The following is a 16,464-nucleotide window of genomic DNA, read 5'->3' as shown; positions in this document are numbered from 1 at the left end:
CTTCAGTCGAGATGACGACGATTCTATTAATGGTAGTGGAGTACAGATTAGTTAAGCTTCCGAATGCTTAATGAAGTAAAATAGGCTGGATAGATCTCTCCACTTCGCGTTGCTTCGGTCGAGATGACGACCATTCTAGTCGGAGGATTTCTATTTCGCTACGTTTGATGCTATAGCGATTTGATCGATAAGACAGCTATTTCATAATGCGAAAATATTGCGGTGTATGGACTTGCTTTCTACAGCTTGTTCTTTCTCTTTTTGTAGATCGGATAGAGGAAAATGGAGGCCAGGATAATCGTTGCACCAATATAAAATCCACCTGTCATTTGCTCTTTGCTTTGAAAGAAAATGAAGGCTAATACTATGCCGTATACAGGCTCCAGATTAGTGATTAACGCTACTCTAAAAGCAGATAAAGTTCTCATTACTGCAACACCCGCTACGTACGCAACTGATGTACAAAGTGTACCCAGAAGTGCTAAATAGAACCAGTTTTTTGCACTTAGATTAAAGTGTGTGTGCAGCAAAGTTCCGTCATATAAGCGGTATATCGTGATCCAGAAAAGCGCACCAACCAGCTCATAAAAACCGATAATAGAAGGTTCACTTTTTTGTACCAATGTAGAATTTATGGTTGAAAAAAGACTCGATGCCACTGCTGCCAGCAATCCAAAAATGATCCCTAAAGTATATTGACCTTCAAATTTAAAGATCATGTATATGCCTAAAATTATTAATAAACCGATCAGGATATCGCCCATTTGTATAGGCTGTTTTTTAATCAACGGCTCTAGAATCGCGGTGAACAGAGTGAAAGAAGAAAGGCATACCAGCGTGACCGAAACGGTAGAAACTTTGATGGCATGAAAGAAAAAAATCCAGTGAATGGCAACGATCCCGCCGGTTAAAAAGAATTGCAAAAACTGTTTTTTCGTAATCCTGATATTCTTTTTTGTGATGAGGAACCAGGCGAAAAGAGTTGTTGATGCAATCAATACCCGGTACCAGACCATGGGTACGGCATCGATTGAAATTAATTTTCCAAGCACGCCTGTAAAGCCCCAGACAAATACAGTAAGATGAAGAATGAGCAGGTTTTTTTTGGTAGCTTCCATTGCTATTTTGGTGCTTTCCTTAATAGGTAAAAGCCTAGCAGCCCAAAGAAAAGCGTAGGCATAATAACTGCTGCAAAAGGAGGTAATCCACCTTTGGTAGAGAACATCTGTGTAAACTGATTAAATACAATATAAGCGAAGCTGATAAAGATTCCGATACCTAATGATACACCGACCCCTCCTCTCACTTTGCGCGATGATAGTGCCACACCAATGAGCGTTAATACGAAAGCGGAAAGCGGGTGTAAGTAACGTTTGTATTTTTCAAACTGAAGGTCGTTCATTACGCCTGTTCCGCGGATCTTTTCTTTCCTGATCTTATCTGAAAGTTCCTTTGTGGTTAAATTTTGCACCACATTATCATAAGCAGAAAAATCATCCGGACGCATATCCAGAATGGTATCTTTTAGTTTTCCATTGCCGTAAATCATGGTTTCTTTTAAGCCATCAATTTTACGGATGGAGTAATTAGTTAATTGCCATTTACGTTTAAGTGAATCCCATTTAATATTTTCAGCAACGATTTTTTTGGTTAAAATATCACCATTAAAATTGTCAAGAGAAAAGCGGTATCCTGAATTCGTTTTATTGTCGAAATTATCAATGTAGATATAAGTTTTGTCATCCAGTTTCATGTGGATGTTAGATTTCGTTGAAGGATCGTTACGCTTTACGTAGGTGTTTTCAAAACTATTTTTCAGGGTATTTGTATAGGGGAGGATGTATAGATTTGAAAGTAAGTTGGCGGAAAAAATAATCGTAGCTGATACCAGGTATGGAAATAAAAAGCGGTTAAAACTCACACCACCACTTAAAATTGGTACAATTTCTGTTTGATCGGCCATTTTAGCCGTAAAGAAAATTACCGCAATAAAATTGATCAGTGGTGAAAGCATATTCACATAAAAAGGAATGGAACCCGCGTAATATTTGGAGAGGATTCCCCAAAAACTCAAGCCACTTTTCATAAAATCATCCATCTTTTCAGACAGGTCGAACACCACAATAATGATCACAAAAATGGCCAGGGTATAAATAAATGTACCCAGGTATTTTCCGATAATGTATTGATCGATGATTTTTATTCTTCCTTTTAACAGACTCATTTTATAGCTTGTTGCCTAATACTTTAACCATTTTGTTTTTCCACTCGTAAAATTCACCAGCAATGATCTTTTCCCTGGCTTGTTTTACCAGCCAAAGATAGAAATGTAAGTTATGTAAAGTAGCAATTTGAGCGCCAAGCATCTCCTTGCTATGTACTAAATGTCTTAAATATGCTTTACTGGTTACTAAATCAGCATGCAGATCACTCTCTGCATCTAATGGAGAAAAATCATTCTCCCATTTCTTGTTCCTGATGTTGATGATTCCGTTTCTGGTAAAAAGCATGCCGTTTCTGGCATTTCTTGTAGGCATCACACAATCAAACATATCCACACCTAAGGCAATATTCTCTAAGATATTGATCGGTGTACCTACACCCATTAAATAACGCGGTTTTTCTACCGGTAATATATCGCATACCACTTCTGTCATCGCATACATCTCTTCTGCAGGCTCACCAACTGATAAACCACCAATGGCATTGCCCTCACGGTTCATGCTGGCAATAAATTCTGCAGATTTAATACGTAAATCTTTATACACCGAACCCTGTACAATAGGGAATAAAGTTTGGTCGAAACCATATTTAGGTTCTGTGGTATCAAAACGTTCGCAGCAGCGTTTTAACCAACGGTGTGTCATTTTTATTGATTGAGCAGCATAAGTATAGTCGCATGGGTAAGGCGTGCACTCATCAAAGGCCATAATGATATCTGCACCAATAGTGCGTTGAATATCCATTGCGTATTCGGGTGTAAAAAGATGTTTTGATCCATCAATATGAGAGTGGAAAGTAACACCTTCTTCTTTAATTTTACGAACTTTACTTAAAGAATATACCTGGTAGCCGCCACTATCGGTTAAAATTGGCCGGTCCCAACCAATAAATTTATGTAATCCACCAGCTTGTTCCAGGGTTTCTAAACCTGGTCTTAAATAAAGGTGGTAAGTATTACCCAGAATGATTTTTGCGTCGATATCATCTTTAAGTTCGCGCTGATGTACAGCTTTTACCGTCCCGGCAGTGCCCACAGGCATAAAAATAGGGGTTTGTATTTCGCCATGGGCTGTTGTTACCGTCCCGGCCCTGGCTTTTGATAGTGGATCGTTAGCCTGTAAACTAAATTTCATAATGTGTTTTTTCTCGTCAAAAATCTGCCAAAAATAGCAAAAATTGAGGGCATTATTTTGTTTAATTTTTTATCCACATAAAAGTGTTTTACAGATTAAAAATGAGAAATTTGCGCCTATTTATTTTACCATCGTGATATTAACCCCGCTTGAAATTATCCTGCTCTCGATATTGGCTTTTGGCCTTTTGGTTCAGCTCTATTATGTCCTTTTTGTTCATTTAAAACTGGCCAGGGTTGGGATTGAAGAGGTGCCGTTATCGGCGCGGAAACCGATAAGTGTTATTGTTTGTGCCCGTAATGAAATTGTAAATTTAGAGCAGTACCTTCCTTCTTTATTTGGTCAAAATTACCCTGAGTTTGAGGTAGTGGTGGTTAATGATCGCTCATGGGATGGTACAGAAGAGTTTTTAGAGCAACTGGAGAAGAAGTATTCCAACCTCAAAGTTGTGAAGATTTTAGATAACGATAAATTTATAGCAGGTAAGAAATTCGCAGTAACCATGGGTATAAAGGCCGCTAAATATGATTGGCTGGTCTTTACCGACGCCGATTGTACGCCTGCTTCTGAGCATTGGCTGATGGATATGCAGCAGCCAGCCGATGAAAATACCGAGATTGTATTGGGCTATTCTCCTTACATGAAAAAAAGAAGTCTTTTAAATGCACTAATCAGGTTTGAAACCTTTTTTACTGCAGTAAATTACCTGTCTTTCGCATTAAAAGGAATGCCATACATGGGTGTTGGACGTAATATGGCTTACAAAAAATCGCTTTTTTTTAAAAATAAAGGCTTTGCAGCGCACATGCATATCCCATCTGGTGACGACGATTTATTTGTAAATGCACACGCAACCAAATACAATACCGAAATCCGTTTACATCCTGACAGTCATGTTTGGAGTGAACCCAATAAAACCTGGAGGGGTTATCTGAGACAGAAAAAGCGCCATTTTGGGGCTGGTAAACTCTATAAATCGAAACATAAATTTATTTTGAGCCTCCAGATCGTGTTTCAGTTTTTGTTTTATGGTTTTTTTGCTGCGTGTATGTTTTTCAGTCGCGAGGCACAATATGTAGCCTTAGGGATCCTGGCACTAAGCATCATCATCAGGTGTTTTATCTATCCAAAATTGCTGAAACGATTAAACTATGGCGATTTGCGTTGGTGGTTCCCGATTTTAGATATACTTTTGTTTGTATTTTTAACGCTGAACGGATTTTTAGCCTTATTTGGTAAGAAAAAAGTAAACTGGAAATAAACAATAATCCTTTAGAAATTACAATATGCTTGATGTAAAGCCCGATATTATTTTAAAATATTTTCCTGATCTAAGCGAAAAACAGATTGCCCAGTTTTCGCAACTGTTCGAATTATATAGCTTTTGGAATGCACAGATCAATGTAATTTCGAGAAAGGATATTGAAGAACTATATGAACGCCATGTATTACACTCGTTAGGGATAGCTAAGGTTTGTACTTTTAAAGCTGGTGAATCAGTTCTAGATGTAGGTACAGGTGGTGGTTTTCCAGGTATTCCGTTGGCTATTTTATTTCCTGAAACACAATTCTATCTGGTAGATTCTATCGGAAAAAAAATCAAAGTGGTAAAAGAAGTGGCTTCGGCACTTGGACTGGATAATTTAAAAGCCGATCATTTAAGGGCAGAGCAGGTTAAAGAGAAATTTAACTTTGTAGTATCGAGAGCGGTTACGCGTTTGGGCGAATTTTATCCATGGATACAGGGTAAATTTAAAAAAGACTCCTTAAATGCCATTCCAAATGGGATTTTGTATCTAAAAGGTGGCGATTTAGCTGATGAGATTAAGGAATCAAAACTGAAAGCAGAATTATATCCGCTTTCAGCTTATTTTGAGGAAGATTTCTTTGAAACGAAATTCGTGGTTTACGTGCCGCAGTAGTTAATCGATATTTACGTAAAACCGATTTATTAAAGTGTTGATTTATAGTTATTTATTGTTTTATTTTGTCCTAATACGGAATTAAATTCCGGATTTGTCTATTTTATTTTTATATTTATCTATGATTCATAGAGTTGGTAAAAATAAATTAAAACAATTGGCCTCTAAGTTTAGAGTTGTTGCAGTTGTTGGTCCACGACAGAGTGGTAAAACAACGATCTGCAAGACAACTTTCCCCCGTAAGCCTTATGTATCACTTGAAAATCCCGATATAGCTGAATTTGCCACAGCTGATCCAAAGGGGTTTTTAAAGCAATTTAAAAATGGGGCCATTTTAGATGAAGTGCAAAAATTACCTCATTTGTTTTCTTATATCCAACAAATTGTAGATGAAAATAATAAAGCCGGTTTTTTTATCTTGAGTGGAAGCAATAACTTTTTAATGCAGGAAAGTATATCCCAGACTTTGGCTGGTAGAGTAGCTTATTTACATTTATTGCCATGCAGTTTAAAAGAATTAAAGACGGCGAAATTATTATCGGATTATCAAAGCCATATATTTTCTGGGGCATATCCAGAGCCTTTATATAAAAATATCGATACTGTAGATTGGTATCCCAACTATATCAATACTTATGTAGAAAGAGATGTTCGACAATTGAAAAATATCACAAATTTGGCATTGTTCATGAAATTTTTACGCTTATGTGCAGGTAGAACGGGACAAATTTTGAATATGCAGTCGCTTAGCAACGATTGTGGTATTGATGCCAAAACGGTGCAGGCATGGTTATATATTTTGCAATCAAGTTATATCATTTATTTGCTAAGACCATTTTATAATAACTACAATAAACGGATAATAAAAGCCCCAAAACTTTATTTTTACGATACAGGCGTTGCTTGTAGTTTGTTGGGACTTCAAAATGTAGAGCAACTTGCATTTCATCCCAGTACTGGTGCATTGTTCGAAAATATGATGATTATAGACCTGCTTAAACAACGTTTAAACAATGGTTTGCAGGATAATCTATATTACTGGCGTGATAAAACAGGAAATGAATTGGATGTACTACTTGACACCGCCACGACAGTTACGGCAATAGAAATTAAAGCTGGGGCAACAATGACTTCCGATTATCAAAAAGGCTTGTTATATTTTAAAAATCTGGCAGATGATAAGAAGAAATTAAAAACCATTATTTGTTATACAGGATCGATTATCCAAAACCGTAGTAATGGTATTGAAGTAAGGCCTTGGGAAAAAATGATGTAACATGAAAAAACTGAAAGCAGAATGATACCCGCTTTCAGCTTATTTTGAGGAAGATTTCTTTGAAACGAAATTCGTGGTTTACGTGCCGCAGTAGTTATCCTGTACTTAAAATATTACCTTTTACTATTTACCACCACTTTTTTTAGTTTTTGGTTCAACTAGCGGTGGCGGCGGTGGTACTGGCAAGTTCTTTTTATCTTTTTTTACAATAGGTGGAGCGAAACGAATCTGATCAACTTTTGGAGGGCTAGATTTTTTTGATTTTAAAGAGCCTGGTTCAACCGGCGGTGGCGGTGGTAATCTTCGTGCTTCTTTTTTATGATCTACAGTAATAGGAGCTTCATTAATCGTTATTTCTTTAACTTTTTTGGATTTTGATTGATTTGGTTCTTTAGGAGGCGGCGGTGGTAACCTCTTCTTGTCAGCTTTTTTCTTGGTCGTATCCTGAAAAACGATGGTTAAGCTTTCCTTTTTTTGTCCAAATTGAATGGTAGCATAATCTTTTGTAAATGCCATTGTAGATAGGCATAGCATAAATCCGGTTAACGGAAGGATAAATAACAATTTGAGCCTGGCCCATTTTGCAGATTTTTTTTGGTTTAACATACTTATTCTATTTTTTAGTAGTGAGGAGTTGAAAAATTGACTACTAAGCGTAACTTCCTGGTTTCCATACGAATTTTGGATCAGAAATAATGCGTATTCGTATTTCGCAATGTCTTTGCAGGTAGTTGCTTCGTCGGCTAAATATTCGTGGACGAGTTTGATGTCGTTTTTGATGAAATAAGTAACTGGATTAAACCAGCTTGAAATCTGTATCAGTTCAAAAAACAGGATATCAATGCTATGTTTTTGTTTAATGTGAACCATTTCATGCTTTAACACCGTATCTTTTTGGTTCATTTCAGGATCGATAAACAATAAATTAAAGAATGAAAATGCCATCTTCGAGTGGTTTATCTCAATTAGGGTAATACCGTTTTCCTTACGTCTTTTAGCATTACGCATTAATCTTTTGATATGCCGTAATCCCCAGAAAATCTTTAAACTTAAAACAAGACAGATGATGATGTAGACCGATAAACATACATTGGCTGCACTAAATAATGGCGGTGCATCTTGAATATGGGTAAGTCCGTTATAATTAGCGATTATATCTTTTTTTAAGAACCCCAGCTGAAAAAACGGGAGTGTAAAAGCAAGTATCGAACTGAAAATCAGGTAATACCTGTTTAATCCATAAAAGGTTTCCCTGTGGAGAAATAATCTATAAAATCCATAAAATAGGATAAGATATAGATTTGCTTCGAGTAAATAATATAACCAGCCCATCACTTGTCTTTTTTAAGTTTCTCTGCCAATTGAATAATTTCGTTGAGTTCTTCGGTACTCATACTTTTTTCTTTTACCAGAAAGGAAACCAGGCTTTCATAAGAGTTTTCGAAGTAATTGTTCATCACTTTATCTATTGCAAAACGTTTATAATCAGTTTCTTTAATAATAGGGAAGTAGATGTGTGTATTCCCGATGGCCTTATGATTAACAAAACCTTTTCCTTCCAAGACCCTGATTACTGTAGAGACCGTGTTATAAGCGGGCTTTGGTTCGTTCATTTTTTCAATAACATCTTTAACCAGGGCTTCGCCCATTTCCCAAAGAATAAGCATTACCTGTTCTTCTGCTTTTGTAAGTTCTTTTATCATAGCAACTATTTTTGTAGTTTGGTTGATTGAAATTACTACTATAAAAATAGTTTGCAAACTATTTTTATAGTTTTTTATTTAATTTGCTGATATTCAGGTTAATAATTTTATTTATAAAATGTAAAGGCATAAAAAAGCCTGCCGGATTGGGCAGGTTTAGATTGATATGATTTTTTTGTTAAAATCTTTTCGATTTTCCTGGATTGTCCATCATGATCATTTTATCCTTTAACAACTGTTGTAAGCCAGTTTGTGTGTCTATACTTTTTACCACATCCAGTACAGCGCTTGCAGCATTACTGAAAAATGGTTTGGTGATGGTAGAATATTCATCTGTAGCTTTATGGTAATCTTTGTGATCTTCCACACCGAAATATAAGAATGGAATATTTTTAGCATTAAATGCGCCCTGGTCGCTCTGGTTGGTCCAGTCATCGTGACCTTGTTTTGGATCGTCGTGGCCGAAAAGTAATTTGATATTGGTTTTAGTCGTATCTACATATTTCTTTAAATCAGGATATTTGAAAGTCCCACATACGTAGAGTTCACCTTTATCACTATGGCTGATCATATCCATGTTTAAATCAATAGCGATAGTATTAACAGGCACTGGTGGATTACCTACAAATGCCTTTGCACCTTGTAAACCCATTTCTTCCGCATCGAAAGAAGCGAAAATGATCGTGTTGTTCGGCTTGTTCTTAGCGAAATAGGCTGCAATTTTTAATAAGCCTGCAGTTCCTGATGCATTATCGTCGGCGCCATTAAAAACCTCATCCTTGATCACGCCTAAATGGTCGTAATGAGCTGATACCACGACGACATTGCTACTTTTACCTGGAATGTACCCAATAATGTTGGTTCCATTTACTTTTGCACCATTTCTACCATTGAAAGTGAATTCCTGTGCGTAGTTTACATGTTGTGGGTAGGATTTTAAACCCAGTTTCTGAAACCTTTCTATAATATATGCCCTGGCCATTTCGGCCCCTTTTGTTCCGGTTTTTCTACCTTGGTAAGCATCGGAAGATAATACTTCAACGTCTTTTAACAATTGAGTATCTAACTTACCTGAAGCAGTATTGTTTTGATTTTTTACTGATGAACAGCAACTTAGCATCATCGCTAAAGGAATGATATATAGGATTTTCATGATTATAATGAATTACTGCCAAAGCAATTTTAAAATATTTGGATAAAGCTTCAATTTTTCATCGGCGGATAATGAAGTAGCATCTTGTTGTATCGCTGAAGAAATTATTAACCGATCGAATGGATCTCTGTGCCCATTCAACAATGGGACTTTATTATAATTGAAAATTGAGGGATTTTCAATTGATAAAAAAGTAAAGCCATCTAAAAGTGCTTGATTATAAATGCCCTCAACAGTTACACTGAAATGGGGAAGTTTACCAAGAGATTGTTTTATTGAGATTTGGAATAAACTAATTTGACTAAAGTAAATGACATTTTCTATATTTTGAATAATATCCAATACTTTTTTGGGGATTTTTGGACTGTTTTCCTGAAACCAAAGTAAGCAATGTGTATCTAAAAGATAGTAATTAGATGCCATTACATGTACTCTTTTAAATCATCTAGAGGATCGTTAAAATTATCTGGGATTGATATTTTACCTTTTAGCGCACCCGGAATTCTTTTTAAGATAGCTGGTTGTTCATCTGTAAGAAAAGTAACAATAACCTCTGTTTTTGTTTGTACAGGTGCTTTTTCTTTCAACGTTATCTTTCCTTTTTCGTAATATCCTTTAACAGTAGCTAACATATCCTTAAGTTGTTATAACAAATATACATTTTTTCATTATGCTATTCAAACGCTGTTTGCTTTACTGTATTGCGTTTCTAAACCTGATGGGAACGGCAGCTCCCGACGTAAAGTCGGGACTATATAGTACAGCAGGACTGATGACTTCCAAAGGCTGTTGCTTTCATTTTCGAATTAGGAAAAATGTAAATAAAAGATTGCTTCTGCAAAATAAAAACAGGGCGGCTGTCGGCTGAAAAAGTCTTCTCGCGATGGCGGAAGCGGTAGGTTTTGCTTTGGTCTATCTAGCTTTTACCTTTAAGCTTTTACGCTGCTACTTCCCTCAAATCTACTGCTACTACTCTCGAAACACCCTGCTCTACCATGGTTACCCCATAAATGATATCGGTGCTGGCAATGGTGCGTTTGTTATGCGATACAATGATAAACTGCGATTGATCGGAGAATTTGCGGATAATATTGTTGAATTTATCGATGTTGGTATCATCCAATGGGGCATCAACCTCATCGAAAATACAGAAAGGCGCAGGTTTTAACAGATATAGTGAAAACAATAGGGCAGTAGCTGTTAACGTTTTTTCTCCACCAGATAGTTGGTTAATAGATAATGGTCTTTTCCCTTTCGGGCGGGCAATAATATCGATATCAGCTTCTAAAGGATTATTGATGTCTGATAAAATCAGGTCGCAGCTATCTTCTTCGTTAAATAAAGAGCGGAAAACCACAATAAAATGTTCACGGGCCTGAGTAAAAGCCTGCATAAATTTATCTTTAGCCGTATCATCAATTTCTTTTATGGTTTGTAAAAGATCGGCTTTGGCGGCGTTGAGGTCCTTTTTCTGGTTCTGGATAAAGGTATAACGTTCTTCCATTTCTTTAAAAGCCTCCATAGCCATGGAGTTGATGGCGCCAAATTCATCCAGCTGGCGTTTCATTTTTTCTACTTTCTGGCGCAGTTCGAACTCGCTTTCCAGTGCTTCAATTTCAGTCTCGGTTTCTAAAAGATCATTGATATCGATATTGAATTCGACAGCTAAACGTTCTTTTAGGGCATTTAAGTCGATTTTTAAAGCATTCTTTTTATCCTTAATCTCCGTTAACAGAAAATCGGTTTCTTCGCGGTTTTTGCGGATGTTCGTCAGGTCGTTTTCTACCTCGTTAATGCTCCCTTTACTTGAAAAATATGCCTGCTCGGCTTCCGCAAGCCCTTTTTCCATTTCTTCACGTTGCTGATACATTTCTAAAAGTGTATCATCATTCAGATCGGTATGTTGTAATGTTGCCGTAATTTGTATTAGTGTTTCCTGTAATTCTTTGTCATTTTGGGCAATGCGCTTATTTAAAGCTTCTTCCTGTACAAAACGGTAATCCAAATCTTTTTCTAAACCCGATAACTTATTTTGTTGTTGGTGGAAACGGATGTTATCCTGGTTGTATTTTCCCGCACTTTCATTTACCTGATCGGCAATTTCCTGATAATTAAGCTGTTGTTCTTGTAGATTGATATGTGCTTCTTGCTGATTTTTTTGCAGTTGAACCAGTGCAGGCAATTTCTCCGACAAGGCTTTTTCTATCGATACGATCTTTTGAGCGATATCCGTTTTGCGGTTTTCGCTGGTGGTGATAAACTCCTGATATTGATCTCGGCGGGTCTGCACAGAAATGTGTTCGTTGTTTAAACGGTTCATTTCCTGTTGTAAAGCGTTGATCTGATTAATTTTTGAAGCCTCTTTCAGGTTAAATATGTTGTCTGTTTCGGCTTTTATAGCTGCATTATGCTGATTGATCAGTGATTCTGAAGCTTTAATTTCTTTTGCCAGATTTTCCAAATTCTTAGCACGACCAATCCTTTTACCTTCAAATAGTCCCACAGAACCACCTGCCAAGGTAAATCTGGTTTGGGCATATTTCCCATTTTTGGCCAAAATAGTTAAACTATCTGTTGGTGTGGCTTTAAACAAATTTTCCTGCTCGGCTATTGCGATATATACATTTTGTAAAAGCAGGTTGCAGAGGTGCTGGTATTTTTTGTCGACTTCAATAACGGATAGAGCGGAAATGAGACCATCATGATCGCTAATGGCCGGGTTTTTATCGGGAACATTTTCTAAAATAAAGAAATTTGCCCTTCCGCGACTGGCATCAGTTAAGAGGTTGATGGCCTGAACGGCATCTGTATACTGATCAACAACATAATGATTCATTACCGGTTCAAGATAATTTTCTATTGCTATGCGGTAATCTTCATTACAGAATAAGACATCGGAAAGGAGCAGGGCACTTTTAGCAAAAGTATTGTTTTTCTTTAAAAAACGGATCGACTCAGGAAAACCTTCTAAACTGTCAACCAGCGATTTGGTCAGGTTATATTCATTCTGTTTGGCATCTTTTTTACGATTTTCGACCGTAAGTTTTTCCTTGTTCGAACTCAGGTTGATTTCGGAACTAGCCAGTTTTTCTTTTAAAAGTTCTTCGGCTTCCGTGAGGTTTTTTATATTGGCCTGCTTTTCCCTTACCTGGATATCAAGTTCGGCTAAAGCATGATCGAAAGCCTTTAACTCTAAGGTTTTGGTTTCGGTATCATCTACATTCCGGTTGGTTTCCTGTACCAGGGCATCTTTCTGGATGTTCAGGATATCAATTTCTTTTTGCGACTGGTATACTTGGTTTTGTAGGTCGTTAACAGATTTGATCAGGTTGTCAATCCTGTTTTTCTCGGTCTGTTGTTGCTCCCGTAAAGTATCAAGCGTAGATTTCAGTAGCTTTAAATCAGATTCCAGGCGGTTAAAAACCTCTGTTTCTGTTAAAACTTCTTCATTTAAACGTTTGATGTTGTATTTAATGTGGTTAACCTGGTTTTTATCTTTTTCGAGTTCGCCAGATAAGCGTGTTTCTTTTTCCTGTAAAAAACGCATCTGCTCATTCTTTACTTTTTTCTCACTTTCGTAAGCGCGGATTTTAGAAACAAACTCGTTTGTAGCCTTTTGTTGTACGGAAAGGTTCTTTTCCTGACTAATACTGCCTAGTTTAAGTTTTTGCAGTTCGGCTTCACCGGTGTCTATTTTGGTGCTAAGTTCTGCACGGTTCACCTGTTGACTTTGCTCCTGTGTTTCTAAAGCTTTTAAGTCGGTACGGAAGAAGGCTATGCGATGTGTAGCCAACTGAATGCTCAGTTCGCGGTATTGTTCTTTTAACTTATAATAACGTTCAGCTTTGCGTGCCTGGTTTTCTAAGGTTTTAAGGTTTTTTTCGATTTCGAAAAGTAAATCTTCAACCCGCTCTAAATCGGCTTCTGTGTCTTTTAATTTGTTGAAAGTCTGCTTTTTACGTAATTTGTACTTCGAGATCCCTGATGCTTCTTCAAATAGAGAACGACGGCTGTGTTCTTTATTGGTGATAATTTCATCCACCATTTTCAGCTCAATAATAGAATAACTATCAGAGCCGATTCCGGTGTCTAGAAAAAGGTCGGTAATGTCTTTTAACCTGCATTGAACATCGTTTAGGCGATATTCGCTGTCTCCATTTCTGTAGAGTTTACGGGTTACGGTAACCTGTGAATAAGCGGTAGGAAGGATATTTTTTGTATTATCAAAGCTTAATGAAACCTCTGCAAGCTGTGCCTGTTTACGGTTTTTTGTTCCGTTGAAAATGATGTTCTCCATCTTTTCTGATCGCAGGGCTTTAGTGCTTTGTTCGCCTAAAACCCAGCGCATAGCATCAATTACATTAGATTTTCCGCAACCATTCGGGCCAACGATAGCGGTAACACCCTCATTAAAGTTGATGGTCACTTTATCGCCAAAGCTCTTAAAACCTTTAATTTCTAACCTGGTAAGTTGCATGGTTTGTAGTCGGGAGAACCGACTTCAATAATAAGGATAATTTCGTGGTTTTTCAACTTTTTAACCATGGTGTTTTTAACCGCAAAGAGCGCAGAGAGAAAAGCGCAGAGAGCCCTGAGTTGGACATAATTTTCATTAGTACTCGTCATGCTGAACTTGATTCAGCATCTGTTATGTTAATCTATTAAAGATCCTGATCCCGATGTAAAATCGGGACAGGATGACGAATCCCCGTTAATTTACGTGGTTAAACGGAAATATGCGTTTACTTCACAATCATCAGTTTTGCAAATTTAAGCAGTAACTGTTTATTGCCTAAGCCCTGGAAAAAAACTGTTGCCTTAACATCAGGTAATGTACCCTCCAGGCTGATAATTTTTCCAAAACCAAATTTTTCGTGCTCCACTTCCATACCGCCCTGAAATTCATGTGGTTGTGATGGGGTAAAACCTGGTGTTGGTATGTGTGCCTTTGCGAGTAATGATGTTGTTTTCGGACGTACTGGTGGGGCAGAAGTAGTTGCGCCGGCCGCTGGTTTGGGTTTGCTGAAGAAATCACGTGGCTGCGAAGTCCATGTTTTCCGCTCATCGTCAAAACTACCTTCAAAACTGTTTGATTTGGCCGGTTTAACATCCAACTCTAAAAATTTCGGACTAATTTCATTAATAAAACGGCTAGGTTCGCAGTTGGTTAAAGTTCCCCAACGGTAACGCGAAGTGGCATAAGTAAGTGTCAGTTTTACTTCGGCACGGGTAATGGCCACGTAGAATAAACGGCGCTCCTCCTCTAAATCAGTACGGTTGGTTAACGACATTTGCGATGGAAACAGATTTTCTTCCAATCCAACAATAAATACGTTTTTAAACTCCAGACCCTTAGCCGAGTGGATCGTCATTAAAGAAACCGTATCCTTATTTTTATCACCATCTTTATCATCATTGGTTAAGAGGGCAACATCCTGCATAAAAATATCAAGGCCTTTTTCTTCAATATCTTCGCGCTCTGCAAACTCCTTAATACCATTTAATAATTCCTGAATATTTTCGTATCTCGCACGCCCTTCCACACTATCATCAGTATATAGCTCTTTTAAAATACCTGCATGCTGAGCAATAAACAAAGCTGTATCATAGGCATCCAGTTTTTTCGCCTCTGCCTGGAAGCTTTGCACCATCATGGAAAAATCGTTCAATTGATTGGCTAAACGTCCATCTACATATTCGTGTGCATTAGAAATTACATCCCACATGGTTTTTCCATGCTGATCTGCCGCAACAATAATTTTATCGATAGAAGTGTCGCCAATACCACGTTTAGGGTAATTGATTACGCGTTTTATCGCCTCTTCATCCTTCGGATTAAAAGTTAAACGGAAATAGGCAATTAAATCTTTAATCTCTTTGCGTTGGTAAAAAGATTGACCGCCGTAGATCCGGTAAGGAATATTCAGTTTACGTAAACCTTCCTCCATCGCCCTGCTTTGCGCATTGGTACGATACAAAATGGCAAAATCGTTGTGTTGATAACCTTTTGTACTGCGCTCCTGAATAATGGCTTCGGCAACTAATTTACCCTCTTCATTATCCGTAAAAGCCCGCGAAACTTTAATTCTTTCTCCCTCTGCATTTTCTGAGAAAACATTCTTTTCAAGCTGGTTTTTGTTGTTGGCAATAATACTGCTTGCAGCATCAACAATATTTTGGGTAGAACGGTAATTCTGTTCTAATTTATAAACCTTTAAATCAGGATAATCCCGTTCGAAATTTAAAATATTCTGGATGTTAGCGCCACGGAACGCATAAATACTCTGTGCGTCGTCACCCACTACACAAATGTTTTGATAGGCAGCAGCCAGTTTTTTCACAATGGTGTACTGCGAAAAGTTGGTATCCTGGTACTCATCCACCATCAAATACCTGAATTTTTGCTGGTACTTATTTAAAACATCGGGGTGTTCTTTCAATAAAATATTGGTTTTGAATAATAAATCGTCAAAATCCATTGCACCGGCCCTGAAACAGCGTTTAGCATAAGTCTCGTAAATCTGGCCAATTAATGGGCGCTTATTCTGGATATCTTCAGCCTGTATCTGGTCGTTAGCCTGATATTCGCCCCAGGAAATTAAATTATTTTTAGCTGATGAAATTCTATTGAAAACAAAGTTTGCTGCATATAATTTATCATCCAGCTGCATTTCTTTCAAAATTGCACGGATTACACTTTTACTGTCGTCGGTATCGTAAATGGTAAAGTTGCTCGGGTAACCGATTTTTTCAGCCTCCACACGTAAAATTTTCGCAAAAACAGAGTGAAATGTCCCCATCCAAATGTTTTTGGCTTCTGCACCAACAACTTTACTAATACGCTCGCGCATATCTTTACTCGCTTTGTTGGTAAAGGTTAAAACCAGAATATTAAACGGATCGGTACCGGTTTGAATAAGGTGGGCTACGCGAAAGGTAATTACCCTGGTTTTGCCCGAACCTGCACCTGCAACAATCATTACTGGTCCTTTTGTGTTCTCTACTGCTGCTCTTTGTTGTGGGTTTAATCCTGCTAAATAATCCAAATCGGCTC

13 protein-coding genes are annotated in these 16,464 nt (G+C 37.5%); 3 read left to right on the top strand and 10 right to left on the bottom strand.

The window, feature by feature from the left end:
* Positions 1 to 239: 239 nt before the first annotated feature.
* From FFJ24_RS13545 to tgt, 3 genes are read right to left on the bottom strand one after another with little or no spacing between them, the layout of a single operon-like run.
* A complete protein-coding gene (locus tag FFJ24_RS13545; protein ID WP_138821993.1) occupies positions 240 to 1,118 on the bottom strand; it encodes a DMT family transporter in 879 nt (292 codons plus the stop codon).
* Positions 1,119 to 1,120: 2 nt separating this feature from the next.
* Entirely contained in the window at positions 1,121 to 2,224 is a 1,104-nt protein-coding gene (locus FFJ24_RS13540; RefSeq protein ID WP_138821992.1) for an LptF/LptG family permease, read from the bottom strand.
* A gap of 1 nt (position 2,225) precedes the next feature.
* Positions 2,226 to 3,356: a tRNA guanosine(34) transglycosylase Tgt gene (gene tgt / locus FFJ24_RS13535; protein ID WP_138821991.1), complete on the bottom strand. Its 1,131-nt coding sequence runs from the start codon at positions 3,354 to 3,356 to the stop codon at positions 2,226 to 2,228.
* Positions 3,357 to 3,399: 43 nt separating this feature from the next.
* On the opposite strand from tgt, the gene FFJ24_RS13530 reads away from it, so the two are divergent.
* The 3 genes from FFJ24_RS13530 (at position 3,400) to FFJ24_RS13520 (ending at position 6,554) form a co-directional block, all read left to right on the top strand.
* Complete coding sequence (locus FFJ24_RS13530; RefSeq protein ID WP_371716576.1) at positions 3,400 to 4,617, top strand: glycosyltransferase; 1,218 nt, start codon at positions 3,400 to 3,402, stop codon at positions 4,615 to 4,617.
* A 25-nt stretch (positions 4,618 to 4,642) separates the two neighbouring features.
* Entirely contained in the window at positions 4,643 to 5,278 is a 636-nt protein-coding gene (gene rsmG / locus FFJ24_RS13525; RefSeq protein ID WP_138821990.1) for a 16S rRNA (guanine(527)-N(7))-methyltransferase RsmG, read from the top strand.
* A 94-nt stretch (positions 5,279 to 5,372) separates the two neighbouring features.
* Positions 5,373 to 6,554: an ATP-binding protein gene (locus FFJ24_RS13520; protein ID WP_210419371.1), complete on the top strand. Its 1,182-nt coding sequence runs from the start codon at positions 5,373 to 5,375 to the stop codon at positions 6,552 to 6,554.
* Between the two features lie 123 nt (positions 6,555 to 6,677).
* On the opposite strand, the gene FFJ24_RS13510 is transcribed toward FFJ24_RS13520, so the two are convergent.
* The 7 genes from FFJ24_RS13510 to FFJ24_RS13480 form a co-directional block, all read right to left on the bottom strand.
* Complete coding sequence (locus FFJ24_RS13510; protein WP_138821989.1) at positions 6,678 to 7,886, bottom strand: M56 family metallopeptidase; 1,209 nt, start codon at positions 7,884 to 7,886, stop codon at positions 6,678 to 6,680.
* A complete protein-coding gene (locus tag FFJ24_RS13505; RefSeq protein ID WP_138821988.1) occupies positions 7,886 to 8,257 on the bottom strand; it encodes a BlaI/MecI/CopY family transcriptional regulator in 372 nt (123 codons plus the stop codon). Before FFJ24_RS13505 ends, FFJ24_RS13510 begins: the two co-directional genes overlap by 1 nt.
* A 178-nt stretch (positions 8,258 to 8,435) precedes the next feature.
* Positions 8,436 to 9,410, bottom strand: coding sequence for a M28 family peptidase (locus tag FFJ24_RS13500; protein WP_138821987.1), 975 nt, complete (start codon positions 9,408 to 9,410; stop codon positions 8,436 to 8,438).
* Positions 9,411 to 9,422: 12 nt separating this feature from the next.
* Complete coding sequence (locus FFJ24_RS13495) at positions 9,423 to 9,833, bottom strand: type II toxin-antitoxin system VapC family toxin (RefSeq protein WP_138821986.1); 411 nt, start codon at positions 9,831 to 9,833, stop codon at positions 9,423 to 9,425.
* Positions 9,833 to 10,042, bottom strand: a complete 210-nt coding sequence (locus tag FFJ24_RS13490; protein ID WP_116252798.1) for a DUF2281 domain-containing protein — start codon at positions 10,040 to 10,042, stop codon at positions 9,833 to 9,835. Before FFJ24_RS13490 ends, FFJ24_RS13495 begins: the two co-directional genes overlap by 1 nt.
* Positions 10,043 to 10,347: 305 nt before the next feature.
* Positions 10,348 to 13,887, bottom strand: coding sequence for a chromosome segregation protein SMC (gene smc, locus FFJ24_RS13485; protein WP_138821985.1), 3,540 nt, complete (start codon positions 13,885 to 13,887; stop codon positions 10,348 to 10,350).
* Positions 13,888 to 14,152: 265 nt separating this feature from the next.
* The gene (locus FFJ24_RS13480) at positions 14,153 to 16,456 is read right to left on the bottom strand and encodes an ATP-dependent helicase (protein ID WP_138821984.1); all 2,304 of its coding nucleotides are present in this window, start codon (positions 16,454 to 16,456) and stop codon (positions 14,153 to 14,155) included.
* Between the last annotated feature and the right edge of the window lie 8 nt (positions 16,457 to 16,464).

Origin of the sequence: Pedobacter sp. KBS0701 (assembly GCF_005938645.2) — a bacterium.
Lineage (GTDB): Bacteria > Bacteroidota > Bacteroidia > Sphingobacteriales > Sphingobacteriaceae > Pedobacter.
Note: the sequence above shows the minus strand (reverse complement) of the source record. Positions and strands in the feature narration are given on the sequence as shown.

Excerpts from the sequence above, each read along its gene's own strand:
- FFJ24_RS13545 (WP_138821993.1), bottom strand. The coding sequence starts at position 1,118 with ATGGAAGCTACCAAAAAAAACCTGCTCATTCTTCATCTTACTGTATTT.
- FFJ24_RS13540 (WP_138821992.1), bottom strand. The coding sequence starts at position 2,224 with ATGAGTCTGTTAAAAGGAAGAATAAAAATCATCGATCAATACATTATC.
- tgt (WP_138821991.1), bottom strand. The coding sequence starts at position 3,356 with ATGAAATTTAGTTTACAGGCTAACGATCCACTATCAAAAGCCAGGGCC.
- rsmG (WP_138821990.1), top strand. The coding sequence starts at position 4,643 with ATGCTTGATGTAAAGCCCGATATTATTTTAAAATATTTTCCTGATCTA.
- FFJ24_RS13510 (WP_138821989.1), bottom strand. The coding sequence starts at position 7,886 with ATGGGCTGGTTATATTATTTACTCGAAGCAAATCTATATCTTATCCTA.
- FFJ24_RS13505 (WP_138821988.1), bottom strand. The coding sequence starts at position 8,257 with ATGATAAAAGAACTTACAAAAGCAGAAGAACAGGTAATGCTTATTCTT.
- FFJ24_RS13500 (WP_138821987.1), bottom strand. The coding sequence starts at position 9,410 with ATGAAAATCCTATATATCATTCCTTTAGCGATGATGCTAAGTTGCTGT.
- FFJ24_RS13495 (WP_138821986.1), bottom strand. The coding sequence starts at position 9,833 with ATGGCATCTAATTACTATCTTTTAGATACACATTGCTTACTTTGGTTT.
- FFJ24_RS13490 (WP_116252798.1), bottom strand. The coding sequence starts at position 10,042 with ATGTTAGCTACTGTTAAAGGATATTACGAAAAAGGAAAGATAACGTTG.
- smc (WP_138821985.1), bottom strand. The coding sequence starts at position 13,887 with ATGCAACTTACCAGGTTAGAAATTAAAGGTTTTAAGAGCTTTGGCGAT.